The organism is Halogranum gelatinilyticum (assembly GCF_900103715.1).
Taxonomy (GTDB): Archaea; Halobacteriota; Halobacteria; order Halobacteriales; family Haloferacaceae; genus Halogranum; species Halogranum gelatinilyticum.
This window is the reverse complement of the sequence record NZ_FNHL01000001.1, coordinates 603077-629690: the sequence shown is the minus strand read 5'-3', so window position 1 is coordinate 629690 and position 26614 is coordinate 603077. Positions and strand designations below refer to the sequence as shown.

Here is a 26614-nt window from a genome sequence, read left to right as displayed (position 1 = left end):
TCATCTCGCGCCCTTCATGAAGTTCGTTCACGCTCCTCACCAAGGGGCGGCGAGTCGTGTGTGTTCGACCCGCCGAGTCGGCCGGTGACCGAGAGGAAGTCCCGGCAGAACACTGCCAGCGAGGGAACCACTGCCAGCGTCGCGAGCGGCCAGACGAGACGCGGTGGCGTCACCGGAAGCAGCGCGCCAGTGATGACTGCCATCTGAAGCCCGGCGAGCGGCCGTCTGACGCGGCTCTCCGGGAGCTCACCGAGCGTCCCGCCACGGCGTTCGTGGAGCCAGCAGCCGAACCGGTAGCAGTACCGCGCCGCCGACACGGAGAGATACCAGACCGGCAGTGCCCCCCAGGCGACCGCCACGACGGGCGCGATCAGAAAGCCCATCGTGTCGAACGCCATGTCGAGTCGCTCCCCGAGGACTGTCCGGCGGCCGATCCGACGGGCGACGAAGCCGTCGACCCAGTCGAGCGCGGCACCACCGCCGTACCAAAGCGCTGGTAGCCACCGCCAGAGGCTGTCGACGGCGGGGACGACGAGGAGGAAGCCTGCCACGCCAGCGTAGAGCCAGCCACGGCCGATGGTGATGCCGTTCGCCAGTCCGAGGGTCGGATACACCGACGACCCACCGTCTGAGGCAGTGTCGGTCGCGTCGGTCGTTTCGGTCCCTTCGGTCGCGTCGGCCACATCGGTCGCGTCCACTGCGTCGGTCGCGTCCACTGCGTCGGTTGCATCGGCTATGTCGGCTGTGTCGGCCGATTCCGGGGGATGGTTCAGCCCCAGCGACTGCCGCAGGAACCACAGGACGTAGCCCAGCGGGACCGCGGCCACGAGGAACCACGACACGCCGGCCGTGGGCGAGAATGCATCCGCCGCGGCCGACGCGACGGCGACGGCTGCGAGGGCGGCGACGGCCGTCGTCAGCCACCAGCGACCGCGGAGCGCGGCCGGGACTGACTCGGCGGTCATCGTTCGAACTCCGGGTCGGCGAGTCCGTCCAGCCGAGCCATCGCCTTGTCGTCGAGCCGACAACGGGCGGCCGCGAGGTTCGACACGGCGTGCTCCCGCTCGGTCGTCGACGGGATGGGGACCACGCCCCGCCCGACGTCCCACGCGAGCACCGCCTCGCTCGGTGTCACACCGGCGTCCGCCGCGACCGACTCGACGACCGGGGCGGACAGCAGCCCCGGTGCCGAGAGCGGGGAGTGGGCGACGACGCGGATACCACGCGCGTGACACCACTCGACCAAGTCGGTTTGGGGGCGGTAGGGATGCCGCTCGATCTGGACGAGTGCCGGTGGGATGCGCGCCGCATCGACGAGGCGGGAGAGCTGCGGCAGCGTCACGTTGCAGACGCCGAGCGTCCGTGTCAGCCCCTCCTCGACCAGCGACTCCATCCGTTCCCACGTCTCGACGAGCGAGTGGTCGGCACGGACTGGATCGCCCGCGTCGTCGGTCGGGAACGTCCGACGCTCCTGTTCGGCGAGCGGGAGCTGCGAGAGTTCGGACAGCTCCCCACGATGGGCCCACGCGTCGGGCCAGTGGAGCGCGTAGCAGTCGAAGGCGTCGACGCCGAGTTCCGCGAGCGAGCCTTCACAGGCCCGTTTGAGATGGCCGGGACCGTGGTTCGTCCGCCAGGGCTTGCCGAGGAGGAACAAAGACTCCCGGTCCGGCGCGCCCGGTGCGGCGAGGAGGTCGCCGAGTCGCCACTCGTTACCGTACAGCTCCGCGGTGTCGAACAGCCGGTAGCCCGCGTCGAGGGCCGCGCCGAGTGCCGGTTCGACGTAGCCGTCGCCGCGGTAGCGCGAGCAGCCGAACCCGACCGGCGGGAGCCGCATCGCGGCCTGGCAATCGTCGAGTTCCGTCGCCGTCGGCGGGCGGACCGGGACCGCCCCCTCGGACGCTGGTCCCCCCAGCGCGTCGTCGAGTCCGTTCTCGACCGGGACCGGTCCACACTCGTCTGCGGCGGCCAGGACGGCCTCACAGACCGCGACCACGTGTGCCGCACGGCGGGCACTCGCCCTGCTCGGGCGGCTACGCTCGACCGTCTCGGCGAGGCGGGCTGGCCCGGCGGCGTGCGGGCGTTCGCGTCGTGGACGGGGATGGGGAGCGACGGTCGGGTCGCGGTCGCCGCCGCGGACGGTCACGGCGTCACGGTCGGCAGCGAGCGCGCCCGTGTCGCGGAGATAGAGCGTCCCGTCGTCGCCGTGGAGTTCCAGCCCGTAGAACTCGCGGCTCCGGTGGTCGACGTAGAAGCTCGTGCGGAGCGCGACGACGGGACCGTCGGCGAACTCGAGCGTCGCCTCGACGTGTGGCGGTGCCGAGGCGTCGGCCGGTCGCTCGCCGGGCCAGACGTCGATTGCGTCGGCCGTCCGAACCCGGTCGACACGGCCGAACCAGGCGACGAGCACGGAGAGCGGATAGACCGCGCCGTCGAACAACGGGCCGACGGCGAGAAACGACGCCGGCCGGTCGTGCCACTCGCGGACGCGGCCGACGTTGGCCGTCGCGCTGGCGAAGCGGACCGTCCCGAGCCGTCCGTCCGTGGCGAGCGTCCGGGCGTGTCGCTGGGCGTCAGCGAGATGGTTCTCCGGCGCGCAGCCGAGCGCGAGACCGCGGTCGGCGGCCAGTTGGACGAGGTCGGCAGCGGTCTCCGCGTCGAGCGCGAGCGGTTTCTCCGAGAAGACGTGTCGGTCCGCCCGGAGACACGTCCGGGTGACAGCGGCGTGCGCGCCGTGGCTGGTCAGATTCACCACGAGCGGGACCGACTCGGCCGCAAGCAACTCTTCTAAGTCGGTGTAGGCGGTGGCGTCGTCGACGCGGGCGGCGAGCGTCTCCGCGCGGTCCTCGTCCAGGTCACAGGTCGCGACGACCCGAAGCGGGGACTCCCGGAGTCCGTCTGCGTACTGTTCCGCGATGCTCCCCGCTCCGACTAACGCACAATCCACCCCTGTTCGTAAGCGGATACGCATAAAGTAGCTCGGTCTTCCGGCCGACGATGCCGGGATTCCCGGGATTCGACCCCCGCTCGGAGCCGGACTGTCCAACTGGCGGCCCCGGCCGGTTCGAGACGAAGTGAGACGAAACGGGTCGCCACCGGGAGCCGAACACGTCCCCAGCAGCATGAAGATAGAAGCGGCTGGCGGTCAAAGAAGAGGTATGGCAACACAAAACACGGCAAACAGCGGGCTACAGCTCGCCACGGAATCGATGACACCGCTCCACTGGATCGGGGTGGTGCTCGCGGTCGTCACCGGCGTCCTCCATCTCGGACTGGGGGCCTCGTTCGGACTCAGCGGGTTCGGCATCAGCTTCATCGTGGCCGGAATCGCCTTCCTCGGCGGGGCGGCGGCCATCGTCGTCGACTACCGTCGGCGGCTGTTCTACCTCCTCGGAATCCCGTTCACTCTCGGACAGATCGTCGCCTGGTACGTCGTGAACGCGCCGTCGTTCAGCCCGCTCGGTCTCGCGGACAAGGCGGTCCAGGTCGCGTTCGTCGTCGTCCTCGTTCTCCTCCTGCGGCGGAACTGAGGCCGCCGCTCACGAGCAGTTCAGGCGACAGAAGGCAACGGCGCGTCGGTGACGAGTTCGTCGTCCGTCTCGACGAGGCCGGGCAGGTGACCGACCGGGAAAGAGTCGTTTCTGCGACGGTACGCCCCCTCACCTGGAGTCAGCGGGTCCAGGGCGGGTCGCCCGTGGTCTCAGTTCTCGAAGCGAAACCCTCCGTCGGTTGATACGGACATACTGGAGGTCCTCGTCCTGTCGGCGGCTACCGGCTCGCCGGACACGGGAACGGCGTCGCCGACCTCGAACGCGTCGAGTAGCGCGTGGAGTCTGTCGGCGCGCGCAGACAGCGCGTTGACGCTCGTCGACACCTCCTCGAGCGAGTCCAACTGCTGTTCGGAGGCCGTCGAGACGGTCGACGCCTCGGCGGCGGTCTGCTCGCTGACTCCCGTGACCTCTTCGACCATCCCGACGACTTCCTCGGTCGAGGTCGACTGCTCGTCGGTGGCCTTGCTGATCTCTTGGACGCCCTGGTTGACTTCGTCGAACTGAGCGACGACGTCCTCGACTGCGTCGAGGGTCTCTTCGACGGTCTCGACACCGTCGGTGATACTCTCGCCGGTCGCCTGCATGTCGTCGACGGCTCCCTCGGTGGAGGCGACGATTTCGCCGATGAGCGTTTCGATGTCTGTCGTCGCCCGACTTGCCTCTCCGGCGAGTTGCTTGATCTCGTCGGCGACAACGGCGAAGCCGTCACCGGCCTCGCCAGCACGTGCGGCTTCGATGGAAGCGTTGAGCGCGAGCAGGTTCGTCTGTTCGGCGATGCCGTTGATCAGCTCGATGATCTCACTGATACGTTTGATCTCGTCGTCGAGCGATTCGACGTCCTCGACCGCCTGTTCGGTACGCCGCTCGATCACGCTCATCTCCGCGATCGCGTTCCGTGCGTGGTCCTGTGCGTCCTCGCCACGGTCAGCCGCTTGCTCGGACGTCGCGGCGACCTGATTGGCAGCGGCCGCGACTTCCTCGACGCTGGCCGAGAGCGTGTTCATCTCGTCGACGGTTTCGACGAGCTGCTCGGTCTGGTGTTCCGCACCGGTGGCGATCTCCTGCGTCGACCCGCGAACCTCTTCGCTGGCGTACTGGACGGATTCGACGCTCGCGGTCGCCTCTTCGCTCTGGACAGCGACCTCGTCGGCGAACTCCTGGATGCGGACGATGGTCTCCGAGAGGTCGTCCATCATCCGGTTGAACGTCGTTGCGATGTCGGCCATCGCCTCGTGGTCCGAACTGGTGTCCATCCGCTGCGTGAGATCACCGTTCGCACACTTCCGCATCACCTCACCGTACTCGTTCGCACGCTGCTCGATGGTCGTCGCCAGCTCTTTGACCTCCTCGCGCTGTCGCTCTGCTTCCGCCTTTGCCTCCTCGATGTCCTGGAGTTGGTTGGTCTGCGCTGTGACCTCCCGGAGTCGCGCTTCGGACTCCTCTCTGGAGCGTTCGATGGAGTACCAGTTCGAGATGAGCGCGCCGGAGAGCCCGAGGATGAACACCGCGTGGATTCCTGCCCACGCCCACGGATACTCGATCGCAGCGGTGTGGTTGTAGACCCTCGTCGGGTCGATCATGCTGAAGATGACGTGGCCGGTCGCAACGTACAGCAGCCCGATCGCGAACGGGAGCCAATCCTCGTAGAGTGCGATCACTCCCATGACGACGAAGAAGTGGAAGTGGGCTTCGATGTACCCACCCGAGAACTGGACGAGCAGGGTCGACGTGGTCATCAACCCGAAGGAGCCGATAGCGGTACGCGTCCGTCGGCTAAACCGAGACCAGTTCGACAACAGGGCGAGCGCGAGGACGATGCTGAGTTGGCCGACGACGAGCCACGTCGGAATCGAGGGAATCGTCGCTCCGGTCACCACCGACTCGGTCCCCTCGTACAGGCCGAGTGCCAACAACAGGGGGATGTGAGCGACGACGCCGATGAGAATCCGCTTGTGACGTGACCGCCAGACATCCTCCGGTATCGACGACCCGTTCGGTGTGTATTTGAGGTCCTCGCGTATCTTCTGCCGCCATCTCTCGACTGCCGAGAGGACAGTCCGAGACTGCCAGCTGGGACGTTCCATACGGTTCGTATCCGAACAACAGTCCATATGTATTCCCTCCCAAATACACGTTCTGATAATTTATTGGAGCATTAATAAAATTGTCAGTGAAATAAACCATCGATGGCGTGCACTTTTCCGGGAAGTGGACAGGATACCAGTTCGATTCCCGGTTCGTCCACTTCGAGCGTCAAACTGAGAGCACTCGAAAACGAGCGGTGGGTGGTCGGACAGAGACGCGTGGTTCGCGCCCTGAGAGTGGTGTCACTCCTCGTCGATGGCTTCGTCGAGGACGTCGAGCGTCACGGATTCGGCCTCGAAGTCCTCGATGAACGCGCCGCCGCCGCCGACGGTGACGAGACCGTCGTCCGTCTCGACGACGAGCGTGTTCTCGACCGGAAAGGCGTTGTTCGCCGGTTCGGTCAGCCCCTGGCGGACGTCGACGACGCGGCCGACCAGTTCGTCTTCGGTCTCGCCGCCGCGGGTGCGTCGGCCGCGGATGCGAGCGCGAAGCGGGGTGTCGGCCCGGAGATGGAGCGTCGCCTGAAACACCGTCTGCCGGAAGTTCGTGTACGTCTCGGGGAGCGTCACCGGCTCTGCGACGTAGACCTCCTCGGCCATCGGCCAGTAGTTGCCGAGGAAGGAGCCGACGATGACCGGGCCGAGACGAGGTTCGGTGAAGGCGATGGCGCGCGCGCCGCTGTTCGAACGGATGATCATCTCCGTCGGGGCGACCAGCCCGACCCGCTGGTCGGTGGTGAGCATCGTCGGCATCGGCTCGGTCCACGCCCGGACGACGCTGGCGACCCCATCGAGCGGGAGGTCGGCCGTGCCGTCGGGGTCGGCGACGACGAGGAGGACGAGGACGCCCCGGTCGACGGCCGCACGGAGCGAGTCGGCGACCTCGTCGAGGTTGTCCTTCGGAATCGAGAGGGTCACTTCCTCTTCGGCGTCCTCGATGAGGCTTCGGATGCGTTTGAGGACGGTGACGCGGGATTTGATGACCTCGAAGCGTTCGGTCTCGGGGGCGGCGTGGGAGTAGCGCTCTTCGAGCGCGGGGCGCATCGTCTCGATGTCGTCCGTCAGCGACGCGATGACCTCCTCCGGCGGGTTGGCTCGGATCGTCGTCGGCACGACGTGGTCGTTGACCGAGACGAATCCCCGGTCTTCGAGCTTCTCGCTGATGCTGTAGACGTAGCGCTTCGAGACACCCGCGGCGTCGGCGACGGTGCTCGCCTTCGCCTCCCCGTGTTCCAAGAGCGTCAGATACGTGTCGATCTCCTTGTCCGAAAGCCCGAACTGCTGTAGAATCCGCCTGAGCGCGGTGTCGTCCATATCGAGAAGAACTCGGCGGGGCACTTAAGCGACGGTGTGCGGCCGTGACGTCGTCGGGGACGGACGCCGCCGAAGTGTGCCACGCGCGGGCGACCGGCAGCTGCCAGAAACTATGAACGACAATTACACCAAGAGTTATTACCCCGGCGCGGCCTCACACAGCTAATGCAACTTCGCGACGCCCTCGACGATTACAAACGTCACGAGGGACACGACACCCGGTTTCCGGGCGAGCGACGCTCGACGACCGGTCTCTTCTCGGGGTTCGACGGGCGGCTCGTCCACGTCGACCCCGACGGCTCGCTCCGCGACTTCGGCTATCCGCTGACCGGCCGCAACGGCATCGACCGCTGCCGGCTCGGTCTCCGTGTCGGTGCCGACCGCAGCGGCGACAGCAGCGGCGAGGTCTACTGGTTCGACGCCAGCGACACGGTCTCACAGACGTACCACGAAGCGACCGCACTCGTCGTCACGGAACGCGAGACGCCGGTCGGCACCGTCACGCAGTACGACCTAACCGTCGGCGACGCCCACGTGACACACATCGACGCTGACATCGAGCGCGAAAGTGAGAGTGAGAGCGAGCGCGAGTACGACGACGCCGAGTTCGTCGCCTACGTCGGTCTCGCGCCGAACGCCCAGGACACCCGCATCGGCCAGCTCCGCCACGGCGACGCGGTCGAGGTCTACCACACCGACGAGCACGACTTCGTCGGCAGCGCGACCGGCTTTTCGGACCTCACCGGGCAGGTCCCCGCACGCTTCGACGAACTGCTCGACGCGGCGGCCGTCGACCTCCCGCGCCCGGTCTCGGAGGACCGCTACGAGGAGGACCGACTCAGCGGCGACGTCGTCGCCTCGATGCCCGTCGAGTCGGGCCGCGCGACGCTCGTCACGCTCCTGACCGACGAGAACGCGACGCCCCGCGACGCCGCGCTCGGCCGACTCGACGAACTCACCTCGACCCACGTCGACGCGGACGCGCTCCGACGGGCCGCCGAGGCGGAGACCGTTGCCGTCCCCGAGGACGCGCCCCACGCCGACGCCGTCGCGACGGACGTCCGCGTGCTCCAGTTGCTCTCGGCTGCGACCGGTCTCCGCATCGCCGGGCCGGACTTCGACCCCTACTACGCCCATTCTGGCGGGTATGGCTACACCTGGTTCCGCGACGACGCCGAGATCTCGCTGTTCGTCGACGAAGCGTCCGAGTATCTGGGTCTCGACCTCGACGCGTGGACCGAGCGCAGTGCCCGCGCCTACCTCACCACCCAGGAGGCCGACGGCACGTGGCCCCACCGCGTCTGGCCGCACGACGGCAGCCTCGCACCCGGCTGGGCGAACGGCCGTCTCGAAGCCGGTGACGGCGTCGACTACCAGGCCGACCAGACGGGGAGCGTCGTCACGTTCCTCGCCTCCGTGCTCGGCGAGGCCGACGGCGACCTGCGCGAGGAAGTCGTCGCCGCACTCGACGTCGCCCTCGACGGGCTGGACGACACGCTCGCCGACGACGGCCGCCCCATCGCCTGCCAGAACGCCTGGGAGGATATGAACGGCCGGTTCAGTCACACGGCGGCGACGTTCCTCGAAGCCTACGCCGCCGTCGCGGCCGCGGACCTCGACGAGGAGACGACGGCTCACGCGAAGGCCCAGGCCGACCGCGTCTACGACGCGCTGGACGACCTCTGGGTCGAGGAGCGGGGTATCTACGCGCTCCGGGAGTGCGAGGAAGCCGACGAGGAGGAGGGACTCGCCGCGGGTGACCTCGACGAACGTGCCGACTCGGCCGCGCTGGCACTCGCCGCTGCCCACCGCGAGTACGCGCGGGTCGGCGACGTCGACGACGCACGGCTGGACCGCCTCGTCTCGCACGTCGAAGCGGTTGTCGACGACCTCTGGCACGACCCCGCCGAGAGCGACGTGAAGGGACTCGTCCGCTACGAGGGCGACGGCTGGCGACAGCGTGGCCAGGGCCACGAGAAGATCTGGACCGTCTCGACCGCCTGGGGTGCCCACGCCGCCGCGAGCATGACCGCACTCCTCCGCGAGGAGGGCGACAGCCGCGCGGAGTTCTTCGCCGCGCGCACCGACGACCTGCTCTCGCTCGTCCTCCCCGACGGCCCGCTCTGCATGGACACGGGCTATCTGCCCGAACAGCTGTTCGACGACGGCACGCCCGACAGTGCGACGCCGCTCGGCTGGCCGCACGCGCTGCGACTGGCGACGGTCGCGCTCGCCGACGAACTCGACATCACGGTCGGCGCGAAGACACCGGCACTCGCCGACGACTGAGCATCCCTGACGGCTGACGACTCGGCTGACAGCCGACACGACTTTTATTGCTCTCTTCGTCGCTCGACGTGTGCCCTCCAGACGCCAACTCCTCCTCGCCAGCGGTGGTCTCTCCCTCCTCTCGGGCTGTACCGAACTCGTCGAGCCGGACGCGACGGTCGAGTCCGTGGAAGTCGAACTCGCCAACGGCGAGACCGAAGCCCAGGAGTTCCACGTCGCCCTTGAGACGGACGAGGGTCTCGGCGAGTGGCAGACGTGGACCGTCCCGCCGGAGACACGCCGGACGGTCACGCTCGACTCACCCACTGAGCGCGTCCCTGCCGCAGTCCACGGCGTCGTCGGTAACGAGCCGGTTCGAGCCAGTCTCGGACGCATCGATTTCGGGAGCGAAACGGTCTGTCTTCGCTTCGTGTTCTACTATCACATCGTCGACGACGACGAAGTTGAACTCGCGGAGATCGCCGACATCTCGTGTGAGTAGCCGGACTGCTGGCTCTCGGAGGGGAGGTGTCAGAGAGAAGAGGTCGGAGTCAGGTATCGCGGCCTACTGCGCAGCCGCGAACACTTCGCGCTCGCCGTCGTCGAACGTCAGTGACTCGCCTGACTCGGCGTCGAACAGATGGATGTCGGCCTCGTCGAAGGTGATGGCGACGGTGTCGTCCGTCTCGGGTTCGATGTCCGAGTCGACGCGGGCGATAAAGTCGGTCGCGAGGTCGAGATAGAGGTAGTTGTCGCTGCCGATGGGTTCGATGACCTCGACGACCGTGTCGATGCCGCCGGTGTCGGCGACGAACACGTCCTCCGGCCGGATGCCGAACGAGAGATGGTCGCCGTCCTCGATGTCGGGGTAGTCGGCCGCGTCGAGCGTGTAGACGAACCGCCCCGAATCGTCTTCGAGCGTCACCGTGCCCTCGGAGACGGTCGCGCGGACCTCGATGAAGTTCATCGACGGTGAGCCGACGAAGCCGCCGACGAAGGCGTTGGCCGGGTTCTCGTAGACGTCCTTCGGCTTACCCACCTGCTGGAGTTCGCCGTCTTTGAGGATGACGATGCGGTCACCCATCGTCATCGCCTCCTCCTGGTCGTGGGTGACGTAGATGGAGGTCGTGGCGAGGTCGTTCTGGAGCCGCTGGATCTCCGTCCGCATCGTCGTCCGGAGCTTGGCGTCCAGATTCGACAGCGGCTCGTCGAAGAGGAACACGTCCGGTTCGCGGACGATGGCACGGCCGAGTGCGACGCGCTGTTTCTGGCCGCCGGAGAGTTCGTTCGGCTTGTCGTCCAGCAGGTCCTCGATACCCATCATCTCCGCCGTCTCGCGGACGCGCTCGTTGCGCTCCTCTTTCGAGAGGTCGGTGCTCATCCGCAGGCCGAACGCCATGTTCTGGCGGACGGTCTTGTGCGGATAGAGCGCGTAGTTCTGGAACACCATCGCCACGTCGCGGCGGCGGGCGTGGACGTCCGTCACGTCCTCGTCGTCGATAGTGATTCGTCCCGACGTCGGTGACTCCAGCCCGGCGAGCATCCGCAGCGTCGTCGATTTCCCGCAGCCTGACGGACCGACGACGGTGATGAACTCACCGTTTGCAACGTCGAGTGAGACGTCGTCGACGGCGACGATCTGTCCGTTGTCGAACTCCTTTCTGAGATTATCGAGCGTTACAGTTCCCATTATCTCACCGAGTTGGGAGCATCTGTAATAGGTCTTACCCTCGAATCAGGATTTGTGATGCACAATTTCGTAGTATTTTTACGGTCGTCGTCGCCAGGTGACACGAACACGGGTGACGATAACGACCCACGCGGACCCGAATCGCACTGACGACGGGACCTGGCCTGTCGACGGGAGCCCCGCCGACGCCCACGTCGCGACCGCACGAGGCCGGGTGACGGTTTCCGTCGACTGACTTTATCGCCCGAATTCGGCCGCCAGAGGCGTTCTACTGGCTCATATCGTCGCCACAGTGACATCAAATAACGGATGAACAATCGTGTCGTATCCGAAGGTTTAAGGTGTGAACACATTATTCATCCAGTATTCACCATGACAATGGATCGCAGAACGGTTCTCAAGAACCTTGGTGTGGCAGGAACGCTCGGCGCGCTGGCAGGCTGCGTCGGTGTCCAAGAGCAGAGTACGGAACAGCCCGCGAACGACGGGAGCGGTTCGAGCGAGTCGAGCGGTGACTCGACGGCCGACCAGGAGGACAGTGCCCCGGCTGGCACCGCGAAGGCGTGGTACGCGCTCTCCGACACGGAGCTCCCCATCCGCGAGGCGAACATCGAGGCGTTCAACGAGGCGTCCAAGCACACCATCGAGGGTGCGGACATCGCCGATATGCGCAAGAAGACGACCAGTGCCATCCCGGCCGGTCAGGGGCCGAAGACCTTCGAGTGGGCACACGACCTCGCCGGCGGCTACCTCGACCGCGGCTTCATCGTCGGCAAGGGCGACTCGCTGACCGTCGACCTCGACGCGTTCACCGGCACCGCCGCCGAGGCGGCGCAGTTCGACGGCAACGTCGTCGGTCTCCCGCACAGCGCGGAGACGGTCGCGCTCGTCTACAACAAGGACATCGTCGACGAGGCTCCCTCGACCGTCGCCGAGATGACGGCGACGATGGAGGAGTACCACGACCCTGACAACAACCAGTACGGGCTCGGGATGCCCTTCGCGGACGCGTACTTCCTGAGTGCGTGGGCACACGCCTTCGGCGGCTACTACTTCGACTCGACGAAGGAGGACCAACTCGGCGTCGACAACGCCGAGACCATCGAGGGCGTCCAGTTCGCCGTCGACAACTTCGTCCCGTACATGCCGAACGACCCCGCCTACGAGCCGCAGGCGTCGGTCTTCGCCGAGGGCAACGCCGCCTTCGCCATCAACGGCCCGTGGTATCTCAACACGCTCAACGACAAGGGCGTCGACTACGGCGTCGTCGAACTCCCGACACCCGAGGGTGGGTCGCCCCAGCCGTACACGGGCATCACGCTCTGGTACTTCACGAAGTCGATGGAGGAGGACGGTCCCGCGACGGCCGCCGCCCAGGAGTTCGTCGAGTGGTTCGTCACGAACGAGGAGATCCAGCAGGAGGCCGCCCAGGAGACGGGCAGCATCCCGGTTCTCCAGAGCGTCGCCGAGAGTGGCGACCTCCCCGCGGACGTGCAGGGCTTCGCCGACGCGGTCGCGCAGGGCTATCCGATGCCCGCGGACCCGAAGATGAACCAGGTCTGGACGCCCGTGAAGGACGCGCTCACGAAGAGCTTCAACGGCAACGACGTCGAACAGGCGATGCAGACCGCCGCCGAAGAGATCCGCGGCAACTGGGACTAAGGACAGCCACCAATGAGCACTGCATCACGGTTCGCCCGTCGGATCGAAGAGGTTCCCTTCCTCGACAAGCAAGACACATCGCTCCTCTTCGTGCTGCCGGGGCTGTTCGTCTTCTCGGCGTTCATGCTGTTTCCGGTGGTCTACCTGATCGGCATCTCCTTCACCGACGCGGCCCCCGGAAACCTGTTTGCGGGCGAGGGCGCGCTGTCGGTGTTGACGTTCGGCGAGGCGACGTTCGTCGGGCTACAGAACTATACAGAGGTACTGTTCGAGGGAACGTTCACCGTCGTACTGTTTGGTGAGACGCTGCTCACGCTCCCCATCAACGGACGGTTCTGGAACTCCTTCGGCGTGACGTGGCTGTTCGTGGCCACGAGCGTGACGCTGAAGATCGCGCTGAGCCTCGGTATCGCCCTCGTCGTGACGGGCGACCGCGTCCGCGGCAAGCGGTTCATGCGCTCGCTCATCATCCTCCCGATGGGGCTACCGGCTATCTTCACCATCACGGTGTGGCGCGGTATCTTCAGTTCGGCGCAGTTCGGTCTCGCCAACCAGATCCTCAGCTCGCTCGGCCTCGGGACGGTCTCGTGGCTCAGCGAACGCTGGATGGCGTTTCTCGCCTACAACGTCACCGAGGCGTGGCTGGCCTACCCGTTCATGGTCATCATCACCGTGAGCGCGCTGCAGGACGTCCCGGCGGAACTCCACGAGGCAGCGATGGTGGACGGCGCGGGATACTTCTCGCGGTTCTTCCACGTGACGCTGCCGTCGATCAAGAAGCCGGTCCTGTTCGCGACCATCCTCACCTCGGCCGCGTCGTTCCAGCAGTTCCTCATCCCCTACGTGTTCAACGAGGGTGGGCCTGCGCGGGCGAACGAACTCATCGTCGTCTACGGCTACCGCGAGGCACTCGCGTTCTCCGAGTACGGCCGTGGCGCGGCGATCAGCATCATCGCGCTGCTGTTCATCGGCGCGTTCATGTGGCTGAACGTCAAGCGCGGCAAACTCGCCGACGGGGTGAGTGACGCATGAGCCTCTTGGACGGCATCGGCCGCAAGCTCAAGGAGGACGCGCAGAACGCCGCCGAAGCACCAATCGACGCTGCTCGCGACGCCCGGTACACCGTCGGTGCGATCCGCCGCGGCGAGACCTCGCCCGTCGAACCGCTGAAGACGCTCGGGGCGACGGTCGGCGCGCTCGTGCTCGTCTCGCTCCTGCTGTTTCCCATCTACTGGATCCTCATCGCGGGACTGTCGGGGACGGGCGGCTCCATCTACTCGTCGGGCGGCCTCCGGCTGTTCCCCGAGTCGCCGTCGTTCGTCCCGTTCCTGTGGGTCGTCGGCGACCTCATCGTCCCGGCGTACGACATTACGGTCAACGTCCCGCTGACGGATCTCGCGGTCGTGTTCAGCACGCCACAGCTGGCGTTCCTGGACGTGAGCGCGATCCAACAGGGGACGGTCGGGCGGCTCGCGCTCGGCTCGTTCGAGCTGTTCCCCGGCTTCGCGGTCGGGCCCGTCGAGAACCCTTCGGGGTTCAAGGCGTTCTTCGCCAACAGCCTGACGGTGGCGATTCCGACGGTCATCATCGCGATGGCACTCATCATTCCGGCGTCGTACGCGCTGTCGCGCCGTGAGTTCATCTTCCGCCGGAAGATCCTGTTCGTCTACGTCCTGTTGACGCAGGTCGGCGGCGGACTGGGCATCGCGCTGCTCATCGGTCTCTACACCGTCTACGTCCAGCTCGGCATCAACGACAGCAAGCTGGCACTGTCGGTCTACTACGCCGCGACCGCGGTCCCGTTCAACACGTGGCTGCTCAAGACCTACATGGACGGTATCCCCGTCTCCTACGAGGAGGCCGCCGTCGTCGACGGCGCGCCGCCGTGGCGTGTCGTCACCGAGGTCATCCTGCCGCTGTCGGCGGCGGGGCTCGCGACGGTCTTCATCTTCACCTTCCTGACGGGGTGGACGGAGTTCGTCGTCGCCCAGACACTGCTCGGGACCGACAACTACACGCTCCCGGTCGGGCTGTACTCGCTCGTCAGCGAGTACTCCATCCCGTGGGCGCGGTTCTCCGCGTTCGCGCTCACCTTCGCGGCACCCATCATGCTCGTCTACCTGTTCGCCCAGCGCTACATCGAGGGCGGCCTGTCGTTCAGCGGCATGGAAGGGTAAGCCGCCGACCGCCACTCGTTTTTCAGCCGTCTACCGTCGTCGCCGCCGCACCGTCTCCACCACGTCGCCAGCGGCGTCGACGGTCACGCGTAGCGTCTCGTCTCCCTGCTCGATGGGAACTGCGACCCGGAACGGGTCCTCGGAGACGACGGCCACGTCGCCGTCGTCGAGACAGAAGTCGAAGGTCCAGAACGGCCGGTCGTCGACCGCGATTCTGTGGTCGTGGAGGAACGAGACGACCGCCGGGTCCGCGAGCAGGCGGAGACCGATGGCCGTCGCGACTTCGGCCCCGCAGTCGTGGCAGTCGCTGACGGCCGGATACTGGAGATGGTGGTCCGACCCCCGTTCGACACGGGTCTCCATCCGCCCGCTACAGTAGGGACAGACGCCCTCGTCGGCGAGCGTGAAATCCCGCCAGACTCCCTTGGCGTAGGCGTCGAACAGCTCCTCGGGGTCCCGACTCGTGCGCGCACGCGGGGGAAAGTAGCCGTAGTGGACGAGCGTCGAGCAGTCGGGGCAGCCCACTTCGACGTTCTCCTCGGCGTAGGTCGCGCGGAGCGTCGCCCCGCAGGTCGGACAGTCGGCGTCGACGGCGCGTTCGACGGGCGGTGGCGACTCCCCGAACCGTTCGTCGGTGACGATGTCGACGGCTTTCGCTCCGGCGGCGCGGAGTTCGTAGCCGTCTTCGACCTTCCGGACGAACCGTCCGAGAAGCCGGTCGAGATGGTAGTTGAACCGGCCGCTGTCGGCGAAGCCCGCGGCCCGCTGGAGTTCGACGAACGTGAGCGTCTCCCAGTTGCGGAGCGCGAGGAGGATCGCCAGCCGGTCTTCGTCCGCGAGCGACCCCATCGCCGACGCCGCGCGGGCGACGTCGACGTCCGCGGCCCGCTCGCCCTCGTCTGTGGCGTCCTCGGTCATGTCCGAGAGAGGGAGCCGGTCGGGTGAAAAGCTGTCTACTCCGGGGGTGAAGAAACCTTCACAGCGAGCGGCCACTGGCGCGCCAGCGACGACGGGACGGCGCGGGAACGTCGAGAGAGACGCGCGGACGACACTGGAACAACCGGAACCACGTCGGAACGGCACCAAGACGACGCCGGAACGACGACGGTCGCGAGACGTCCGGTCTCGCGAACAGAAGAACCCTTCTGAAGAGGTTTATCCGCGACGCGGACGCTCGAATAGGACGATGCACCACCCCGGACCACCCCGGTTTACGACCGTCGGCGAGCCGGTTGAGTTGGCTCCCCGTGACCCCGACCCCGAGACCCACTACCGTTGGACGCTCGCGTCCGCACCCGAGGCGTCCACGGTCGAACTCGGCGATGGCCCCGTCGTCCATCTCGACCCGGACGTATCGGGCACCTACGTCGCGGAACTCGACGCGCCGGACGGGACGCACCGCCAGACCGTCCGCGTCTTCCCCGCGACCCGGAAGCCCGCGCAGCTCTCCGTCGCCGCGGACGAGGTCGACGGCGACCTCGACGGCGTCGAGTCCGCCTCCGTCATCGGCCCGTTCAACGACTTCACGATGGGTAGCCACCGCGTCACCCGCGAGGGCGACGAGTGGACGCTGGACGTCGAGCTACCGCCCGGCGACCACGACGCCATCTTCGCCTTCGAGGACGGCTTCGAGCCGTACGCGAGGACCGAGGTCACCGTCGACGGTGCAGGCCGCCCTCGGATTCGGCTCGACGGCTGCCGCGAGGCCGAGGAGGTCGTCGTCACCGCGACCGCCCAGCCCGCACCCGACGGAGGCGGACCCGACGTGGAGTTCCACCTCGACGACCGCGACGCGCTCGGTGAGAGCGACGTCGTCGTCGACGGCGACGAACTCCGCGTCGCCGTCGAGGACCTGCCCGTGCTCTCGCGTGTTCACGCCGTCGCCGTCGCCGAGCGGCCGAGCATCGCCGACACGCTGACCATCGAGGTCGCCGCCGACGGGTCGGTCGGCTTCGACCACCCTGCCGACGCGCCCGAGTGGGTCCGCGACGCGACCGTCTACCAGATATTCGTCCGCGAGTTCGCCGGCGAGACGGTCGATACGACATTTGAAGAAATCGAGCGGCGCGTCCCTTACCTCGAATCGCTCGGCGTCGACACCCTGTGGCTGACGCCGGTCTGTGGCAGTCCGACCCGTCACGGCTACCATATCACCGACCTGTTCGACACGGCCGACGACCTCGGAACCCAAGAAGAGTTCGAGTCGCTCGTCGACCGGCTCCACGAGGCGGGAATCAGGGTGCTCTTCGACCTCGTCGTCAACCACACCTCGCGGGACCACCCCGCGTTCCAACTGCACCGCGCGGGCGTCCCCGAGTACGCCGACTACTACGAGCGGATTCCGCGCGAGCAGGACACCACCGGCGTCGACTGGGCGGGCGAAGACTCTCCCGGCCATTACTTCAACTGGGCGTCGATTCCGAACGTGAACTACGACTCGCTCGCAGTCCGGCAGTGGATGCTCGACGTGGTCGACCACTGGGCACCGCTCGTCGACGGCTTCCGGTGTGACGTCGCGTGGGGCGTCCCCCACGGCTTCTGGAAGGAGGTCCGCGAGCGCGTCAAAGCCGACGACCCCGAGTTCCTGCTACTCGACGAGACGGTTCCTCGACGGGTTGGCTTCCGCGAGAACGAGTTCGACCTGCACTACGACACGGACCTCTACTTCGCGCTCCGTGATATCGGCACGGGCGACGCACCCGCGACGGCCATCTTCGACGCGCTGCGGGCCTCCGAGGCGATGGGGTTCCCCGACGAGGCGGTCCACATGCGCTACGTCGAGAACCACGACGAGGACCGCTACGCGACCGAGTGCAACGACGGGACGCTCCGCCCCGCGGCGGCGGCGACGTTCACCCTTCCCGGCACGCCGCTGGTCTACTACGGTCAGGAGCGAGGCGTCCCCGAACAGCGCGGGCCGATGCGCTGGCACGACGGCGACGCCGCGTTGACGGCGTTTCACAAGCGACTCGTGGCCCTGCGCGACGAGGTCCCCGCGCTTCGCGCGCGCGAAGTAGACCGAGTTGGCTGCGACGTCGTCGGGGGCGACTCCGAGGCTGTCGTCGCCTACGAGCGGACGGATGGTGAGGACGACACCGTGGTCGTCGTCGTGCTCAATTTCGCCGACGAATCCGCGACTGTCGCCCTTAACCGCGCCGTCGACACGGTGGATCTGTTCTCCGGGAGTGACGTCAATTCAGACAAAGGCGTCCGCGTCGACGACGTGGCTGTCCTGCGCGTCGACTGAGGGAGTGGTCGCGGATGCGACGCCGACACACACGAACGGGAGTTCCGAAGTCGTTAAAGGCGGAGATATGGAAGTAGAGGTAACTCGCTGGCAGACGGACCACCAGTGGGCACCCGTGACCCGTCCAAGACGGGAACGGGACGAAATGTGGTTGCGTTCGCAACTGAATCGCAAGCGTCCGTGGTGATTACAAATGGCACGAAGCTTCTACTCCCACATCAAGGAAGCCTGGAGGCAGCCCGGCGACGGCAAGCTCGCCGAACTCCAGTGGCAGCGAAAACAGGAATGGCGTCGCGAGGGCGCGATCGAGCGCGTCGAGCGCCCGACGCGTCTGGACAAGGCCCGCGAACTCGGCTACAAGGCCAAGCAGGGCATCGTCGTGGCTCGCGTCTCCGTCCGTAAGGGGACCGCGCGCAAGCAGCGACACAAGGCGGGTCGCCGCTCGAAGCGTCAGGGTGTCAACCGCATCTCGCGGCGTAAGAGCATCCAGCGCATCGGCGAGGAGCGCGTCTCCCGCAAGTACCCCAACCTGCGTGTCCTCAACTCCTACTGGGTCGGTGAGGACGGTTCGCAGAAGTGGTTCGAAGTGATTCTCGTGGACCCGGAGCATCCGGCGATCGAGAACGACGACGAGCTCAACTGGATCTGCTCGGACAAGCACAAGGGCCGCGCGTTCCGCGGTCTCACCAACGCTGGCAAGGACAACCGTGGGCTCCAGAACCGCGGCAAGGGGACGGAACACGTCCGCCCCGGCGTCCACAAGGGCCAGGGTCGCGGCAAGTAACTGCGGACGCAACGCGTCCACCACACACGTTCTGTCTTTTTTCAGTCGCTGAGTGACGACGCCGTTCTCTCCACTCGTCGACACGGAGCCACGGCTCTTGGCGGTCGTCGAGTGGAGAGAACGGCCCGGACGCCCGGGCGGGTTGGCGTCCGAGTCAGTCGCGCTGGGCCTTGATGAGGAAGGCAATCGCGCCGCCGAAGATGGCGATGTTCTTCAGGAAGTTGGTTCGCTCGCTCTGTTTCTGTTCCTCGTCGACCTCCCAGAAGGGATGCATCTTGATCGAGACCGGGATGAGGAACGCCGCGACCGCACCGGCAGCGAGTGTCGGGAGCCGCCAGAGCGCGATTCCGACGCTGCCGAACGAGAGCATCCCGACCGCGAAGGGGACGACCTGATCGGCCTTGTCGACGCCCATCGCATCGGCGTAGCCGATGGTGCCCTCCATGTCCTTCCAGTGGTCAAGTGCCGTGACCGCAAGCGGAATCGCAAAGGCCAGCCGCGCGAGAAGGAAGAGAATCCCGCCGTCGCTGCCGCCGGTCTGCTGCGCGCTCGTCTGTTCGTCTTCGACGTCGATGGTGATTGCCTCGTCGCTCATGAGAACGGGTCTCCGTTACGGGAGATACACCACAGGACGCTCCGAATACGTTTAGCTCTACGCCAGCAGGCAGACGGTTCCGCCAGTAGCCGTCTCGGGAGCGGCCGTCACCGCGAGGCGGGACTCGCGCGCTCGACGTCGCCCTCCCAGCCGTCGAAACCGCCGCGGAGGCTCGCCACGTCGGCAGCGAGGTTCGCGTCGAGCACCCCCGCGATACGCTTGGAACTCTTGCCGACGTAGCAGGAGACGACGACCTCGTCGGGCCACTCCTCCTCGAAGACCGAGGCGTCCAGTCGCTGGGCGGGGCGGTTCTCCGAGCCGGGGATGTGGCCGTCCGCGTAAGACTGCGGGTCGCGGATGTCGAGCACGGCGAGGTCGGCGTCGGCGTTCAGTTTCTCCTGTAGCTCCGACGGCGAGAGTTCCCTGACCATACTCGCAGTTGTGTGCAATTGTGGAAATGCTCGTCGGTTCGAGACGGTGAGACCGAGTGCCGGGTGTGGTACGGGCCACACCACCGAGCCGTACCCTTATCCCGCCGTATCGCAAACCTCCGGTAATGAGCCTCGCACTCGACGCGACCCAACTCGACAGATACTCCCGGCACATCATCATGGACGAGGTGGGTCCCGAGGGCCAGCAGAAGCTCCTCGACGGCAGCGTCCTCGTCGTCGGCGCGGGCGGGTTGGGCGCGCCCGTCATCCAGTATCTCGCCGCCGCGGGCGTCGGCCGCATCGGTGTCGTCGACGACGACGTGGTCGAGCGGTCGAACCTCCAGCGACAGGTCATCCACGCCGACGCCGACGTGGGCGTCCCGAAGGTCGAGAGCGCCCGGAAGTTCGTCGAACGTCTCAACCCCGACGTCACCATCGAGACGCACGAGACGCGCCTCGACACAGGGAACGTGGAGGAACTCGTCGCCGACCACGACGTCGTCGTCGACGCCTCCGACAACTTCCCGACGCGCTACATGGTCAACGACGCCGCCCGCATCCACGACGTCCCCGTCGCCCACGGGGCCATCTACAAGTTCGAGGGACAGGTGACGACCCTGACGCCCGACGGGCCGTGCTACAGGTGTCTGTTCCCGGAAGCACCCGAACCCGGCACGGTCCCCGACTGCGCGACGACGGGCGTCTTAGGTGTCCTCCCCGGCACCGTCGGCTGTATCCAGGCGACCGAGGCGGTCAAACTCCTCTTGGACGCCGGTGAGGTGCTGGAGGGGCGGCTGCTGTTCTACGACGCGATGGACATGACGTTCGAGACGGTGCCCTACCGCCGGAACCCCGACTGTCCGGTCTGTGGCGACGAGGCCATCGACTCCATCGAGGGCGTCGAGTACACCGGCGGCTGCAGTATCGCCGACTGATCTCGCTCTCTGCGACACCCGAAGCTAAGCCGCTCGCGGCCGTCTCCCCCACCATGCCCGAAGAGATTCTCCCGGACGTGTACGACATCACAGTCATGGAGGGCGAGGGGCGACGGCTCCGCGCCTACCTGTTCGACGGCCCGACGCCGACGCTCGTCGACACCGGACTCGAATCGACGACAGAGGCGTTGTTCGACGGTCTCGACGACCTCGGTGTCGAGCCGGAGCGCGTGGTCATCACCCACCACGACGGCGACCACACCGGCGGTCTCCCCGCCGTCGTCGACCGCTTCGCACCCGAGGTGTTCGTCCCCGAGCAGACCCCCGACGACGCGCTCGGCGGCGTCGAACCCGACGTCCGCTTCGGCCACCGCGACGCAGTTGGCGACTTCGTGGCGGTCCACACCCCCGGCCACGAGGCGGACAACTACGCGCTCGTCGACGAGTCTCGAAACCTGGTCGTCGCTGGCGACGCGCTCAGCGGGTCGGACCAGCGCGGCCTGCCCGCCGGCTATCTGATTCTTCCACCGGCGATCTACTCCGAAGACCTGAACGAGGCCGAGGTGAGCCTCGAACGCCTCCTGAAGTACGACTTCGACGCGGTACTCGTCTTCCACGGTTCCTCTGTCTTGGAGGGAGCGAAGGACAAGCTCGACGCCTTCGTCAACTTCCCCGGCAAGCCGTCGTAGCGTCGTTGCCCCGTCGTCCGGCTATCCGACGGTCGGCGGCGCGACGAGCGTCGCCGTCGGCGACCACTCGCGGAGTCGCGGCCACCGCGACACGGCCTGCGACAACCGTTTTCTCCCTCCCCGGTGAACGGCCGACAATGACGTTGGAGGAGCTACTGACGCGGATGCCCTTCGCCGAGCATCTCGACATCGAGGTGACCGAGGCCGACGACGGCTACGCGAAGGGGACGCTCTCACTCGACGACCACCACTCGTCGGTCCCCGGCCGTTCGATTGCCCACGGCGGCGTCGCCTACGCGCTGGCCGACACCGTCGGCGGCGCGGCCGTCATCTCGCTGCACTACACGGCGACGCCGACCATCGATATGCGCATCGACTATCTCGCCCCGGCCCGGACGGACCTCGTCGCCGAGGCCGAGGTCGTCCGCGACGGCGGTAGCGTCGCCGTGGCCGACGTGACCGTCCGCGACGCCGACGGCCGGGACGTGGCGACCGCTCGGGGGACGTTCAAGACGAGCGGCGCGGCCGAGGAGACGGCGTGGGGGTCCGGAGCGAAAGGGAGTCTGGCCGAGCGCGAGGAGGAGTAGTGCCCGTTCGCGACTGCAGATGGGCGTCTGAACTGTGACGCCTGTTCGCGGCTGCAGACGGGCGTCTGAACTGTGACGCCTGTTCGCGGCTGCAGACGGGCGTCTGTACTGTGACGCCCGTCAGCGGCCGACCGCGCCGGTCAACCCGGCGACGAGACCGGCGGCGGTCGTGACGTGGAGCACGACGAGGACGGCCAGCACCGAGGTCGTGACGCCCGGAAGCGTGGGTGCGACGGTGAAGACGGGTGCCATCGAGAGCAGGAGCACGACGGCGGCGACGACGGTGAAGTGGTAGTCGGGGCGTGCGGAAACCCGGGAGACGAGCGCGTAGACGGCGGTGGCTCCGACTGCCGCGACGACGGTCGCCCCGAGAATCGCTCCCCAGCCGAGCGGTTCGATGCCCGCGGTGTCGAGGACGGTCCCGGCGATACCCCGGACGAGACCGTTGGCGACGACGGCGACGAGGAGACCGACGAGCGCGCGCTCGGGGAGCGACGAGACGGGTTTGACGGCCGGGTCGGCAGTTGTCGAGACGGATTGCATACCACCCTCATACGTCTTCTGCAGAGATATAGTCGTCCTCAGTCCGGTAGCTATCCGACACGAGACGCGATTTCGAACCAGGTTCGGTTCCGAACCGGTTTATACTCGGAGGGCGTTGGGGTGGATAGAGATGGCGATCAACGACATCGAAGACGAGGAACTCGTGGGACCGTGCTCGGTCATCGACTCGATCCAGCAGATCGGGTCGCAGTGGCGACTCATCGTACTCCACGACCTCCAAGAGGGCGAGAAGCGGTTCAACGAACTCAAGCGGTCGACGGGTGCGAGTTCGCGGACGCTCTCGCGCGTCCTCGAAGACCTCCAAGAGACCGGCTTCGTCAACCGGCGGCTGGAGGAGGACTCGCCGGTCGCGACGTACTACAGCCTCACCGAGAAGGGCTGCTCGCTCGCCCCCGTCTTCGAGGAGATCGAGGCGTGGGCCGAAGAGTGGCTCGAGCAGCCGCTCGTCGGCGAGAACTGAGCAGTCCTCGGATTCGGCCCCACCGGCCCCACAGCGGTCCCTCCGGCCGCTTCGTTCCCGTCGAGCGAGAACCGTGGCCAACGGTTAACTTAGTCGATAACCATAAATCGTTATGGACAAACAGGAAGCGTTCGACGGGATGGTCGCGTGGTACGAATGTGCCCACTGCGGGTTCAGACCCATCGCGACCGAGGCGCGGTCGACGTGTCCGCGCTGTGACCAGCCGCTCTAAGTTCCCTCGACCAGCCGTTCGAGCTGTTCGGGTGGCACGGCACCGCGAGCAGCGTAGCCCTCGTAGGCGAACGTCGGCACGCCGGTAACGCCGCTCTGCTGTGCTTCGGTGAACTGCTCGCGGACCTCCGCGCGCAACGCCTCGTCGTCGAGTGCCGACCGGATCTCGTCGCCAGCGACGCCCGCGTCTTCGGCGAGTTCGACGAGCAGCTCCTCATCACCGATGTCCTTGCCCTCCTTCCAGAGTGACTCGAAGACGGCCACGTCGAAGTCGAGCCAGGTGTCGGTGTCGTAGTGCTGCTTGACGTAGTAGGAGGCAATCTGGGCGGGCAGCGAGTCGATGTCGGTGGCGATGTCGAGCGTCATCTCGACGTCGTACTTCTCCTGCAGGCGGCGGACGTTCTCTTTGGCCTGCTCGTAGTAGTCCTCGTCCTTGCCGTCGTCGACCGAGAAGTCGATGCTGCCGTCCGGCTTACGCTTCTGGCTTCGGAGGTCAAACGGGTGCCAGTCGATCTCGAGTGCCTCCTCGCGGGTCTCCTGATACTGTTGCAGCGAGTGGCGGCCGAGATAGCAGAACGGACAGACGTAGTCCGAATACACCGTGATCTGGTCTGCGGACTTCTGGCTCATCGTGGTCGGATAGTGGCCAACCGGACAAAAGAGGGTTGGTCGGGTGTGCGAGGGGAGCGCGCTCGCGCGGAGTGGCGGAGCGAACGGCGGAGGGAACGACGAAGCACACAGCTTTGTACCACCAGAGAATACCACCGAGTATGTCCGAACTCGGCAAGATAGACCGGGCGTTCTTCGACGAGTACGTGTATCCGAATCTGGGCGCGGAGCGCGACGACGTGCGGCTCGCACCGCAACACGGCGTCGACTTCGGCGTCGTCGACGTGGGTGGGAAGGCCGTCGCGATGGCGACGGACCCGGTGTTCGTCCTGCCGTCGCTCGGCTTCGAGCGGGCGGCGTGGTTCGCGTTCCACATCCTCGTGAGCGACGTGGCCGTCTCCGGGCTTCCGCCGACGCATCTCGCCGTCGACTTCAACCTCCCGCCCGAGATCACCGACGAGCAGTGTCGGACGCTGTTCGAGACGTTCGACGCCGAAGCGCGCGGGCTGGGCGTGAGCATCGTCACGGGCCACACCGCCCGCTATGCCGGCTGTAACTATCCGATGGTCGGCGGCGCGACGAGCGTCGCCGTCGGCGACCACGCGAACCTCGTCCGCCCGGACGGTGCGCGCGTCGGCGACACCGTCGTCGTCACGAAGGGACCCGCAATCGAGGCGACCGGTCTCCTGAGCATCCAGTTCGAACCGCTGCTCCGCGACAGCGACCTCGCCGCGGAGACGGTCGAGGCCGCCCAGGACCGCTTCTACGACATGAGTCCCGTGAAGGACGCGCTGGTCGCGGCGGCCGCCGGAAACGTCACGGCGATGCACGACGCGACGGAGTGCGGCGTCTACGGCGGGCTGTACGAACTCGCCCGTGCCGCCGACGTCGGTATCGACATCGACCGCGACCTAGTGCCGGTCATGCCGGGCGTCCGCGAGGCCTGCGACTTCTTCGGCATCGACCCGTGGCACTCCATCAGCGAGGGGACGCTCCTGGCGACGGTCGACCCCGACGACGTCGATGCCGTCCTCGCCTCGCTCGAGGCCGAGGGAATCCCCGCGGCCGCCGTCGGCACCGTCGTCGAAGGCTCGGGCCTCCGCGTCGACGGCGAGGACGTCCCCCATCCCGAGGTCGACCCGTTCTGGGGGACGTTCGAGGAGTACATGGAGAAGCTGGGGGCAGGGGGCGAGGTTACGGAGGGAGGGGCCTGATGCGCCGACCTGCACCCGTCTCGCCGCCCGTCGCGCTGACCGTCGCTGGCAGCGACTCCGGCGGCGGCGCGGGCATCCAAGCGGACCTGAAGACGATGGAGGCCCACGGCGTCTTCGGCACCTCCGTCGTGACCGCCGTCACCGCACAGAACACCCGCGGCGTCGAGTCCTCGCACGTCCTGCCGACCGAGGAGATCGAAGCCCAACTCGACGCCGTCCGCGACGACTTCGCCGTCGCCGCGGTCAAGACCGGGATGTTGGCGACGGCCGACGTGGTTCGCACCGTCGCCGACGGACTCGCGGCCGTCGACGCCCCGCTCGTCGTCGACCCGGTGATGGTCGCCACGTCGGGCGACCGCCTGCTCTCCCCGGATGCCGAGTTGGCCTACGAGGACCTCGTCGCGGCCGCGACGCTCGTGACGCCGAACGCCGACGAGGCGGACGTCCTGACCGGTCTCGACGTGACCGACGCGGCGTCCGCGGAAGCCGCCGGCGAACGGCTCGTCGAGCTGGGGGCGGACGCCGCGCTCGTGAAGGGTGGCCATCTCGGCGGCGACCGCGTGGTCGACGTGTTGGTTTCGGACGAGGGAGTCCACCGCTTCGAACACTCCCGCGTCGACACCGACGCGACCCACGGCTCCGGCTGCACGCTCTCCAGTGCCATCGCGGCCCGACTGGCCCACGGCGACGACCTCGTGAGTGCCGTCGAGCGCGGGACCGACTTCCTCCAGCGGGCGGTCCGCTACAACCTCGACGTCGGCGACGGACCCGGCGCGGTCCACCATCTGGTCGGCCTGCGCGAAGAAGCCGACCGTCACCGCGTCGTCGAGGACGTCGCGAGCGTGGTCGAGCGGTTCGTCGCCCGCGACGTGTCGGCACTCGTCCCCGAGGTCGGAATGAACGTCGTCGGCGCGACCCCCGCTGCCGAGGCCGTCGACGAGACCGCGGCCGTCGAGGGTCGCATCACCCGGACGCTCTCGGGGGTCAACCCGAACCGAGGGGTCCGGCTGGGCGCGTCGAGCCACGTCGCGCGCTTCCTGCTGGCCGCCCGCGAGTCGGACCCGGCACTCCGCTTCGCGGTCAACTGTCGGTTCGCCGACGACGTGGAGACCGCGCTGTCGGCACTCGACGGGCCGGTCGCGGAGTACGACCGCTCGGTAGAGCCCGAGTCCGACGAGGAGGGCAACACGATGGGGTGGGGTGCGCGACAGGCGTTCGGCACGCGCGACGCCGACGAGCCGACGCCCGTCGCCGTCGTCGACCGCGGCGCGGTCGGCAAGGAGCGCATCGTCAAACTCGTCGCTCGCGACCCCGCGGAGTTGGTCGAGCGGACGTTCACGCTGCTGGACGCGGTGGAGAACGAGTCGTAGGAGCCGCGAGCGAGTGGGTGGGGAGTTGTTGGCGAGTCGGTGGCGAGTGGGTGGGGAGTTGTTGGCGAGTCGGTGGCGAGTGGGTGGGGAGTTGTTGGCGAGTCGGTGGCGAGTGGGTGGGGAGTTGTTGGCGAGTCGGTGGCGAGTCGGTGGCG

General features: G+C 67.2%; 25 protein-coding genes. 15 read left to right on the top strand and 10 right to left on the bottom strand.

What is annotated here, in order from left to right; genetic code table 11:
• Positions 1-14: 14 nt before the first annotated feature.
• Both BLR57_RS03240 and BLR57_RS03235 read right to left on the bottom strand, forming a co-directional pair.
• Positions 15-965 carry a CDP-alcohol phosphatidyltransferase family protein gene (locus BLR57_RS03240; RefSeq protein WP_089694083.1) on the bottom strand — a complete coding sequence of 317 codons (951 nt, stop codon included), beginning with the start codon at positions 963-965 and terminating at the stop codon, positions 15-17.
• Complete coding sequence (locus tag BLR57_RS03235) at positions 962-2944, bottom strand: aldo/keto reductase (RefSeq protein ID WP_170830546.1); 1983 nt, start codon at positions 2942-2944, stop codon at positions 962-964. Before BLR57_RS03235 ends, BLR57_RS03240 begins: the two co-directional genes overlap by 4 nt.
• Positions 2945-3155: 211 nt before the next feature.
• On the opposite strand from BLR57_RS03235, the gene BLR57_RS03230 reads away from it, so the two are divergent.
• On the top strand, positions 3156-3527 hold the full coding sequence (locus BLR57_RS03230) for a DUF7475 family protein (RefSeq protein WP_089694079.1): 372 nt from the start codon (positions 3156-3158) through the stop codon (positions 3525-3527).
• Positions 3528-3697: 170 nt separating this feature from the next.
• On the opposite strand, the gene BLR57_RS03225 is transcribed toward BLR57_RS03230, so the two are convergent.
• Both BLR57_RS03225 and BLR57_RS03220 read right to left on the bottom strand, forming a co-directional pair.
• The gene (locus BLR57_RS03225) at positions 3698-5632 is read right to left on the bottom strand and encodes a methyl-accepting chemotaxis protein (protein WP_170830545.1); all 1935 of its coding nucleotides are present in this window, start codon (positions 5630-5632) and stop codon (positions 3698-3700) included.
• Positions 5633-5875: 243 nt separating this feature from the next.
• Positions 5876-6946: a TrmB family transcriptional regulator gene (locus BLR57_RS03220; protein WP_089694075.1), complete on the bottom strand. Its 1071-nt coding sequence runs from the start codon at positions 6944-6946 to the stop codon at positions 5876-5878.
• A 165-nt stretch (positions 6947-7111) separates the two neighbouring features.
• On the opposite strand from BLR57_RS03220, the gene BLR57_RS03215 reads away from it, so the two are divergent.
• Together BLR57_RS03215 and BLR57_RS03210 are read left to right on the top strand one after the other, a co-directional pair.
• Entirely contained in the window at positions 7112-9235 is a 2124-nt protein-coding gene (locus BLR57_RS03215) for a DUF7997 domain-containing protein (RefSeq protein WP_089694073.1), read from the top strand.
• Between the two features lie 70 nt (positions 9236-9305).
• On the top strand, positions 9306-9716 hold the full coding sequence (locus tag BLR57_RS03210; protein ID WP_089694071.1) for a hypothetical protein: 411 nt from the start codon (positions 9306-9308) through the stop codon (positions 9714-9716).
• A 63-nt stretch (positions 9717-9779) separates the two neighbouring features.
• Here the strand turns inward: BLR57_RS03210 and BLR57_RS03205 are convergent, their stop codons facing one another.
• Positions 9780-10904, bottom strand: a complete 1125-nt coding sequence (locus BLR57_RS03205; RefSeq protein ID WP_089694070.1) for an ABC transporter ATP-binding protein — start codon at positions 10902-10904, stop codon at positions 9780-9782.
• Positions 10905-11276: 372 nt separating this feature from the next.
• On the opposite strand from BLR57_RS03205, the gene BLR57_RS03200 reads away from it, so the two are divergent.
• The 3 genes from BLR57_RS03200 to BLR57_RS03190 are packed head-to-tail and all read left to right on the top strand — an operon-like array spanning position 11277 to position 14743.
• Positions 11277-12566 carry an extracellular solute-binding protein gene (locus BLR57_RS03200; protein ID WP_089694068.1) on the top strand — a complete coding sequence of 430 codons (1290 nt, stop codon included), beginning with the start codon at positions 11277-11279 and terminating at the stop codon, positions 12564-12566.
• A 12-nt stretch (positions 12567-12578) separates the two neighbouring features.
• Positions 12579-13598 carry a carbohydrate ABC transporter permease gene (locus BLR57_RS03195; RefSeq protein ID WP_089694066.1) on the top strand — a complete coding sequence of 340 codons (1020 nt, stop codon included), beginning with the start codon at positions 12579-12581 and terminating at the stop codon, positions 13596-13598.
• Positions 13595-14743: a sugar ABC transporter permease gene (locus BLR57_RS03190; protein ID WP_089694064.1), complete on the top strand. Its 1149-nt coding sequence runs from the start codon at positions 13595-13597 to the stop codon at positions 14741-14743. Before BLR57_RS03195 ends, BLR57_RS03190 begins: the two co-directional genes overlap by 4 nt.
• 30 nt (positions 14744-14773) lie before the next feature.
• Here the strand turns inward: BLR57_RS03190 and BLR57_RS03185 are convergent, their stop codons facing one another.
• Complete coding sequence (locus BLR57_RS03185; protein WP_089694062.1) at positions 14774-15661, bottom strand: DUF7351 domain-containing protein; 888 nt, start codon at positions 15659-15661, stop codon at positions 14774-14776.
• A 268-nt stretch (positions 15662-15929) separates the two neighbouring features.
• Here BLR57_RS03185 and BLR57_RS03180 point away from each other — a divergent pair, with 268 nt between their 5' ends.
• Both BLR57_RS03180 and BLR57_RS03175 read left to right on the top strand, forming a co-directional pair.
• The gene (locus BLR57_RS03180) at positions 15930-17990 is read left to right on the top strand and encodes an alpha-amylase family glycosyl hydrolase (protein WP_089694057.1); all 2061 of its coding nucleotides are present in this window, start codon (positions 15930-15932) and stop codon (positions 17988-17990) included.
• 193 nt (positions 17991-18183) lie between these two features.
• Positions 18184-18774, top strand: a complete 591-nt coding sequence (locus BLR57_RS03175; protein WP_089694056.1) for a 50S ribosomal protein L15e — start codon at positions 18184-18186, stop codon at positions 18772-18774.
• 154 nt (positions 18775-18928) lie between these two features.
• On the opposite strand, the gene BLR57_RS03170 is transcribed toward BLR57_RS03175, so the two are convergent.
• Both BLR57_RS03170 and BLR57_RS03165 read right to left on the bottom strand, forming a co-directional pair.
• On the bottom strand, positions 18929-19369 hold the full coding sequence (locus BLR57_RS03170; protein WP_089694055.1) for a DoxX family protein: 441 nt from the start codon (positions 19367-19369) through the stop codon (positions 18929-18931).
• 107 nt (positions 19370-19476) lie between these two features.
• Positions 19477-19800 (bottom strand): rhodanese-like domain-containing protein, encoded by a 324-nt coding sequence (locus BLR57_RS03165; protein WP_089694053.1) that lies wholly within the window; start codon positions 19798-19800, stop codon positions 19477-19479.
• A 125-nt stretch (positions 19801-19925) separates the two neighbouring features.
• On the opposite strand from BLR57_RS03165, the gene ubaA reads away from it, so the two are divergent.
• The 3 genes from ubaA to BLR57_RS03150 all read left to right on the top strand — a co-directional run bounded on the left by ubaA (position 19926) and on the right by BLR57_RS03150 (position 22011).
• Positions 19926-20735, top strand: coding sequence for an SAMP-activating enzyme E1 (ubaA, locus tag BLR57_RS03160; RefSeq protein ID WP_089694052.1), 810 nt, complete (start codon positions 19926-19928; stop codon positions 20733-20735).
• Positions 20736-20788: 53 nt separating this feature from the next.
• Positions 20789-21424: an MBL fold metallo-hydrolase gene (locus BLR57_RS03155; protein WP_089694050.1), complete on the top strand. Its 636-nt coding sequence runs from the start codon at positions 20789-20791 to the stop codon at positions 21422-21424.
• 137 nt (positions 21425-21561) lie between these two features.
• On the top strand, positions 21562-22011 hold the full coding sequence (locus BLR57_RS03150; protein ID WP_089694048.1) for a PaaI family thioesterase: 450 nt from the start codon (positions 21562-21564) through the stop codon (positions 22009-22011).
• Between the two features lie 120 nt (positions 22012-22131).
• Here the strand turns inward: BLR57_RS03150 and BLR57_RS03145 are convergent, their stop codons facing one another.
• The gene (locus tag BLR57_RS03145; RefSeq protein ID WP_089694046.1) at positions 22132-22554 is read right to left on the bottom strand and encodes a DUF6069 family protein; all 423 of its coding nucleotides are present in this window, start codon (positions 22552-22554) and stop codon (positions 22132-22134) included.
• Between the two features lie 130 nt (positions 22555-22684).
• Between BLR57_RS03145 and BLR57_RS03140 the strand changes: the two genes are divergently transcribed.
• Both BLR57_RS03140 and BLR57_RS20020 read left to right on the top strand, forming a co-directional pair.
• Positions 22685-23035: a winged helix-turn-helix transcriptional regulator gene (locus BLR57_RS03140; RefSeq protein ID WP_089694044.1), complete on the top strand. Its 351-nt coding sequence runs from the start codon at positions 22685-22687 to the stop codon at positions 23033-23035.
• 112 nt (positions 23036-23147) lie between these two features.
• Positions 23148-23267, top strand: a complete 120-nt coding sequence (locus BLR57_RS20020; RefSeq protein ID WP_449271666.1) for a DUF7129 domain-containing putative zinc-binding protein — start codon at positions 23148-23150, stop codon at positions 23265-23267.
• On the opposite strand, the gene BLR57_RS03135 is transcribed toward BLR57_RS20020, so the two are convergent.
• A complete protein-coding gene (locus tag BLR57_RS03135; RefSeq protein ID WP_089694042.1) occupies positions 23264-23896 on the bottom strand; it encodes a DsbA family oxidoreductase in 633 nt (210 codons plus the stop codon). The two genes, BLR57_RS20020 and BLR57_RS03135, sit on opposite strands and share 4 nt — an antisense overlap.
• A gap of 140 nt (positions 23897-24036) precedes the next feature.
• Between BLR57_RS03135 and BLR57_RS03130 the strand changes: the two genes are divergently transcribed.
• Both BLR57_RS03130 and thiD read left to right on the top strand, forming a co-directional pair.
• Positions 24037-25089 (top strand): AIR synthase family protein, encoded by a 1053-nt coding sequence (locus tag BLR57_RS03130; RefSeq protein ID WP_089694040.1) that lies wholly within the window; start codon positions 24037-24039, stop codon positions 25087-25089.
• Positions 25089-26459 carry a bifunctional hydroxymethylpyrimidine kinase/phosphomethylpyrimidine kinase gene (gene thiD, locus BLR57_RS19960; protein WP_089694038.1) on the top strand — a complete coding sequence of 457 codons (1371 nt, stop codon included), beginning with the start codon at positions 25089-25091 and terminating at the stop codon, positions 26457-26459. The genes BLR57_RS03130 and thiD overlap by 1 nt, the downstream gene beginning before the upstream one ends.
• The last annotated feature ends 155 nt before the right edge of the window (positions 26460-26614 follow it).

What these genes read in the sequence shown, in the direction of transcription:
- BLR57_RS03240 (WP_089694083.1), bottom strand. Translation starts at nt 965, where the DNA reads ATGACCGCCGAGTCAGTCCCGGCCGCGCTCCGCGGTCGCTGGTGGCTG.
- BLR57_RS03230 (WP_089694079.1), top strand. Translation starts at nt 3,156, where the DNA reads ATGGCAACACAAAACACGGCAAACAGCGGGCTACAGCTCGCCACGGAA.
- BLR57_RS03225 (WP_170830545.1), bottom strand. Translation starts at nt 5,632, where the DNA reads ATGGAACGTCCCAGCTGGCAGTCTCGGACTGTCCTCTCGGCAGTCGAG.
- BLR57_RS03220 (WP_089694075.1), bottom strand. Translation starts at nt 6,946, where the DNA reads ATGGACGACACCGCGCTCAGGCGGATTCTACAGCAGTTCGGGCTTTCG.
- BLR57_RS03215 (WP_089694073.1), top strand. Translation starts at nt 7,112, where the DNA reads ATGCAACTTCGCGACGCCCTCGACGATTACAAACGTCACGAGGGACAC.
- BLR57_RS03205 (WP_089694070.1), bottom strand. Translation starts at nt 10,904, where the DNA reads ATGGGAACTGTAACGCTCGATAATCTCAGAAAGGAGTTCGACAACGGA.
- BLR57_RS03200 (WP_089694068.1), top strand. Translation starts at nt 11,277, where the DNA reads ATGACAATGGATCGCAGAACGGTTCTCAAGAACCTTGGTGTGGCAGGA.
- BLR57_RS03195 (WP_089694066.1), top strand. Translation starts at nt 12,579, where the DNA reads ATGAGCACTGCATCACGGTTCGCCCGTCGGATCGAAGAGGTTCCCTTC.
- BLR57_RS03190 (WP_089694064.1), top strand. Translation starts at nt 13,595, where the DNA reads ATGAGCCTCTTGGACGGCATCGGCCGCAAGCTCAAGGAGGACGCGCAG.
- BLR57_RS03185 (WP_089694062.1), bottom strand. Translation starts at nt 15,661, where the DNA reads ATGACCGAGGACGCCACAGACGAGGGCGAGCGGGCCGCGGACGTCGAC.
- BLR57_RS03180 (WP_089694057.1), top strand. Translation starts at nt 15,930, where the DNA reads ATGCACCACCCCGGACCACCCCGGTTTACGACCGTCGGCGAGCCGGTT.
- BLR57_RS03175 (WP_089694056.1), top strand. Translation starts at nt 18,184, where the DNA reads ATGGCACGAAGCTTCTACTCCCACATCAAGGAAGCCTGGAGGCAGCCC.
- BLR57_RS03170 (WP_089694055.1), bottom strand. Translation starts at nt 19,369, where the DNA reads ATGAGCGACGAGGCAATCACCATCGACGTCGAAGACGAACAGACGAGC.
- BLR57_RS03165 (WP_089694053.1), bottom strand. Translation starts at nt 19,800, where the DNA reads ATGGTCAGGGAACTCTCGCCGTCGGAGCTACAGGAGAAACTGAACGCC.
- ubaA (WP_089694052.1), top strand. Translation starts at nt 19,926, where the DNA reads ATGAGCCTCGCACTCGACGCGACCCAACTCGACAGATACTCCCGGCAC.
- BLR57_RS03155 (WP_089694050.1), top strand. Translation starts at nt 20,789, where the DNA reads ATGCCCGAAGAGATTCTCCCGGACGTGTACGACATCACAGTCATGGAG.
- BLR57_RS03150 (WP_089694048.1), top strand. Translation starts at nt 21,562, where the DNA reads ATGACGTTGGAGGAGCTACTGACGCGGATGCCCTTCGCCGAGCATCTC.
- BLR57_RS03145 (WP_089694046.1), bottom strand. Translation starts at nt 22,554, where the DNA reads ATGCAATCCGTCTCGACAACTGCCGACCCGGCCGTCAAACCCGTCTCG.
- BLR57_RS03140 (WP_089694044.1), top strand. Translation starts at nt 22,685, where the DNA reads ATGGCGATCAACGACATCGAAGACGAGGAACTCGTGGGACCGTGCTCG.
- BLR57_RS20020 (WP_449271666.1), top strand. Translation starts at nt 23,148, where the DNA reads ATGGACAAACAGGAAGCGTTCGACGGGATGGTCGCGTGGTACGAATGT.
- BLR57_RS03135 (WP_089694042.1), bottom strand. Translation starts at nt 23,896, where the DNA reads ATGAGCCAGAAGTCCGCAGACCAGATCACGGTGTATTCGGACTACGTC.
- BLR57_RS03130 (WP_089694040.1), top strand. Translation starts at nt 24,037, where the DNA reads ATGTCCGAACTCGGCAAGATAGACCGGGCGTTCTTCGACGAGTACGTG.
- thiD (WP_089694038.1), top strand. Translation starts at nt 25,089, where the DNA reads ATGCGCCGACCTGCACCCGTCTCGCCGCCCGTCGCGCTGACCGTCGCT.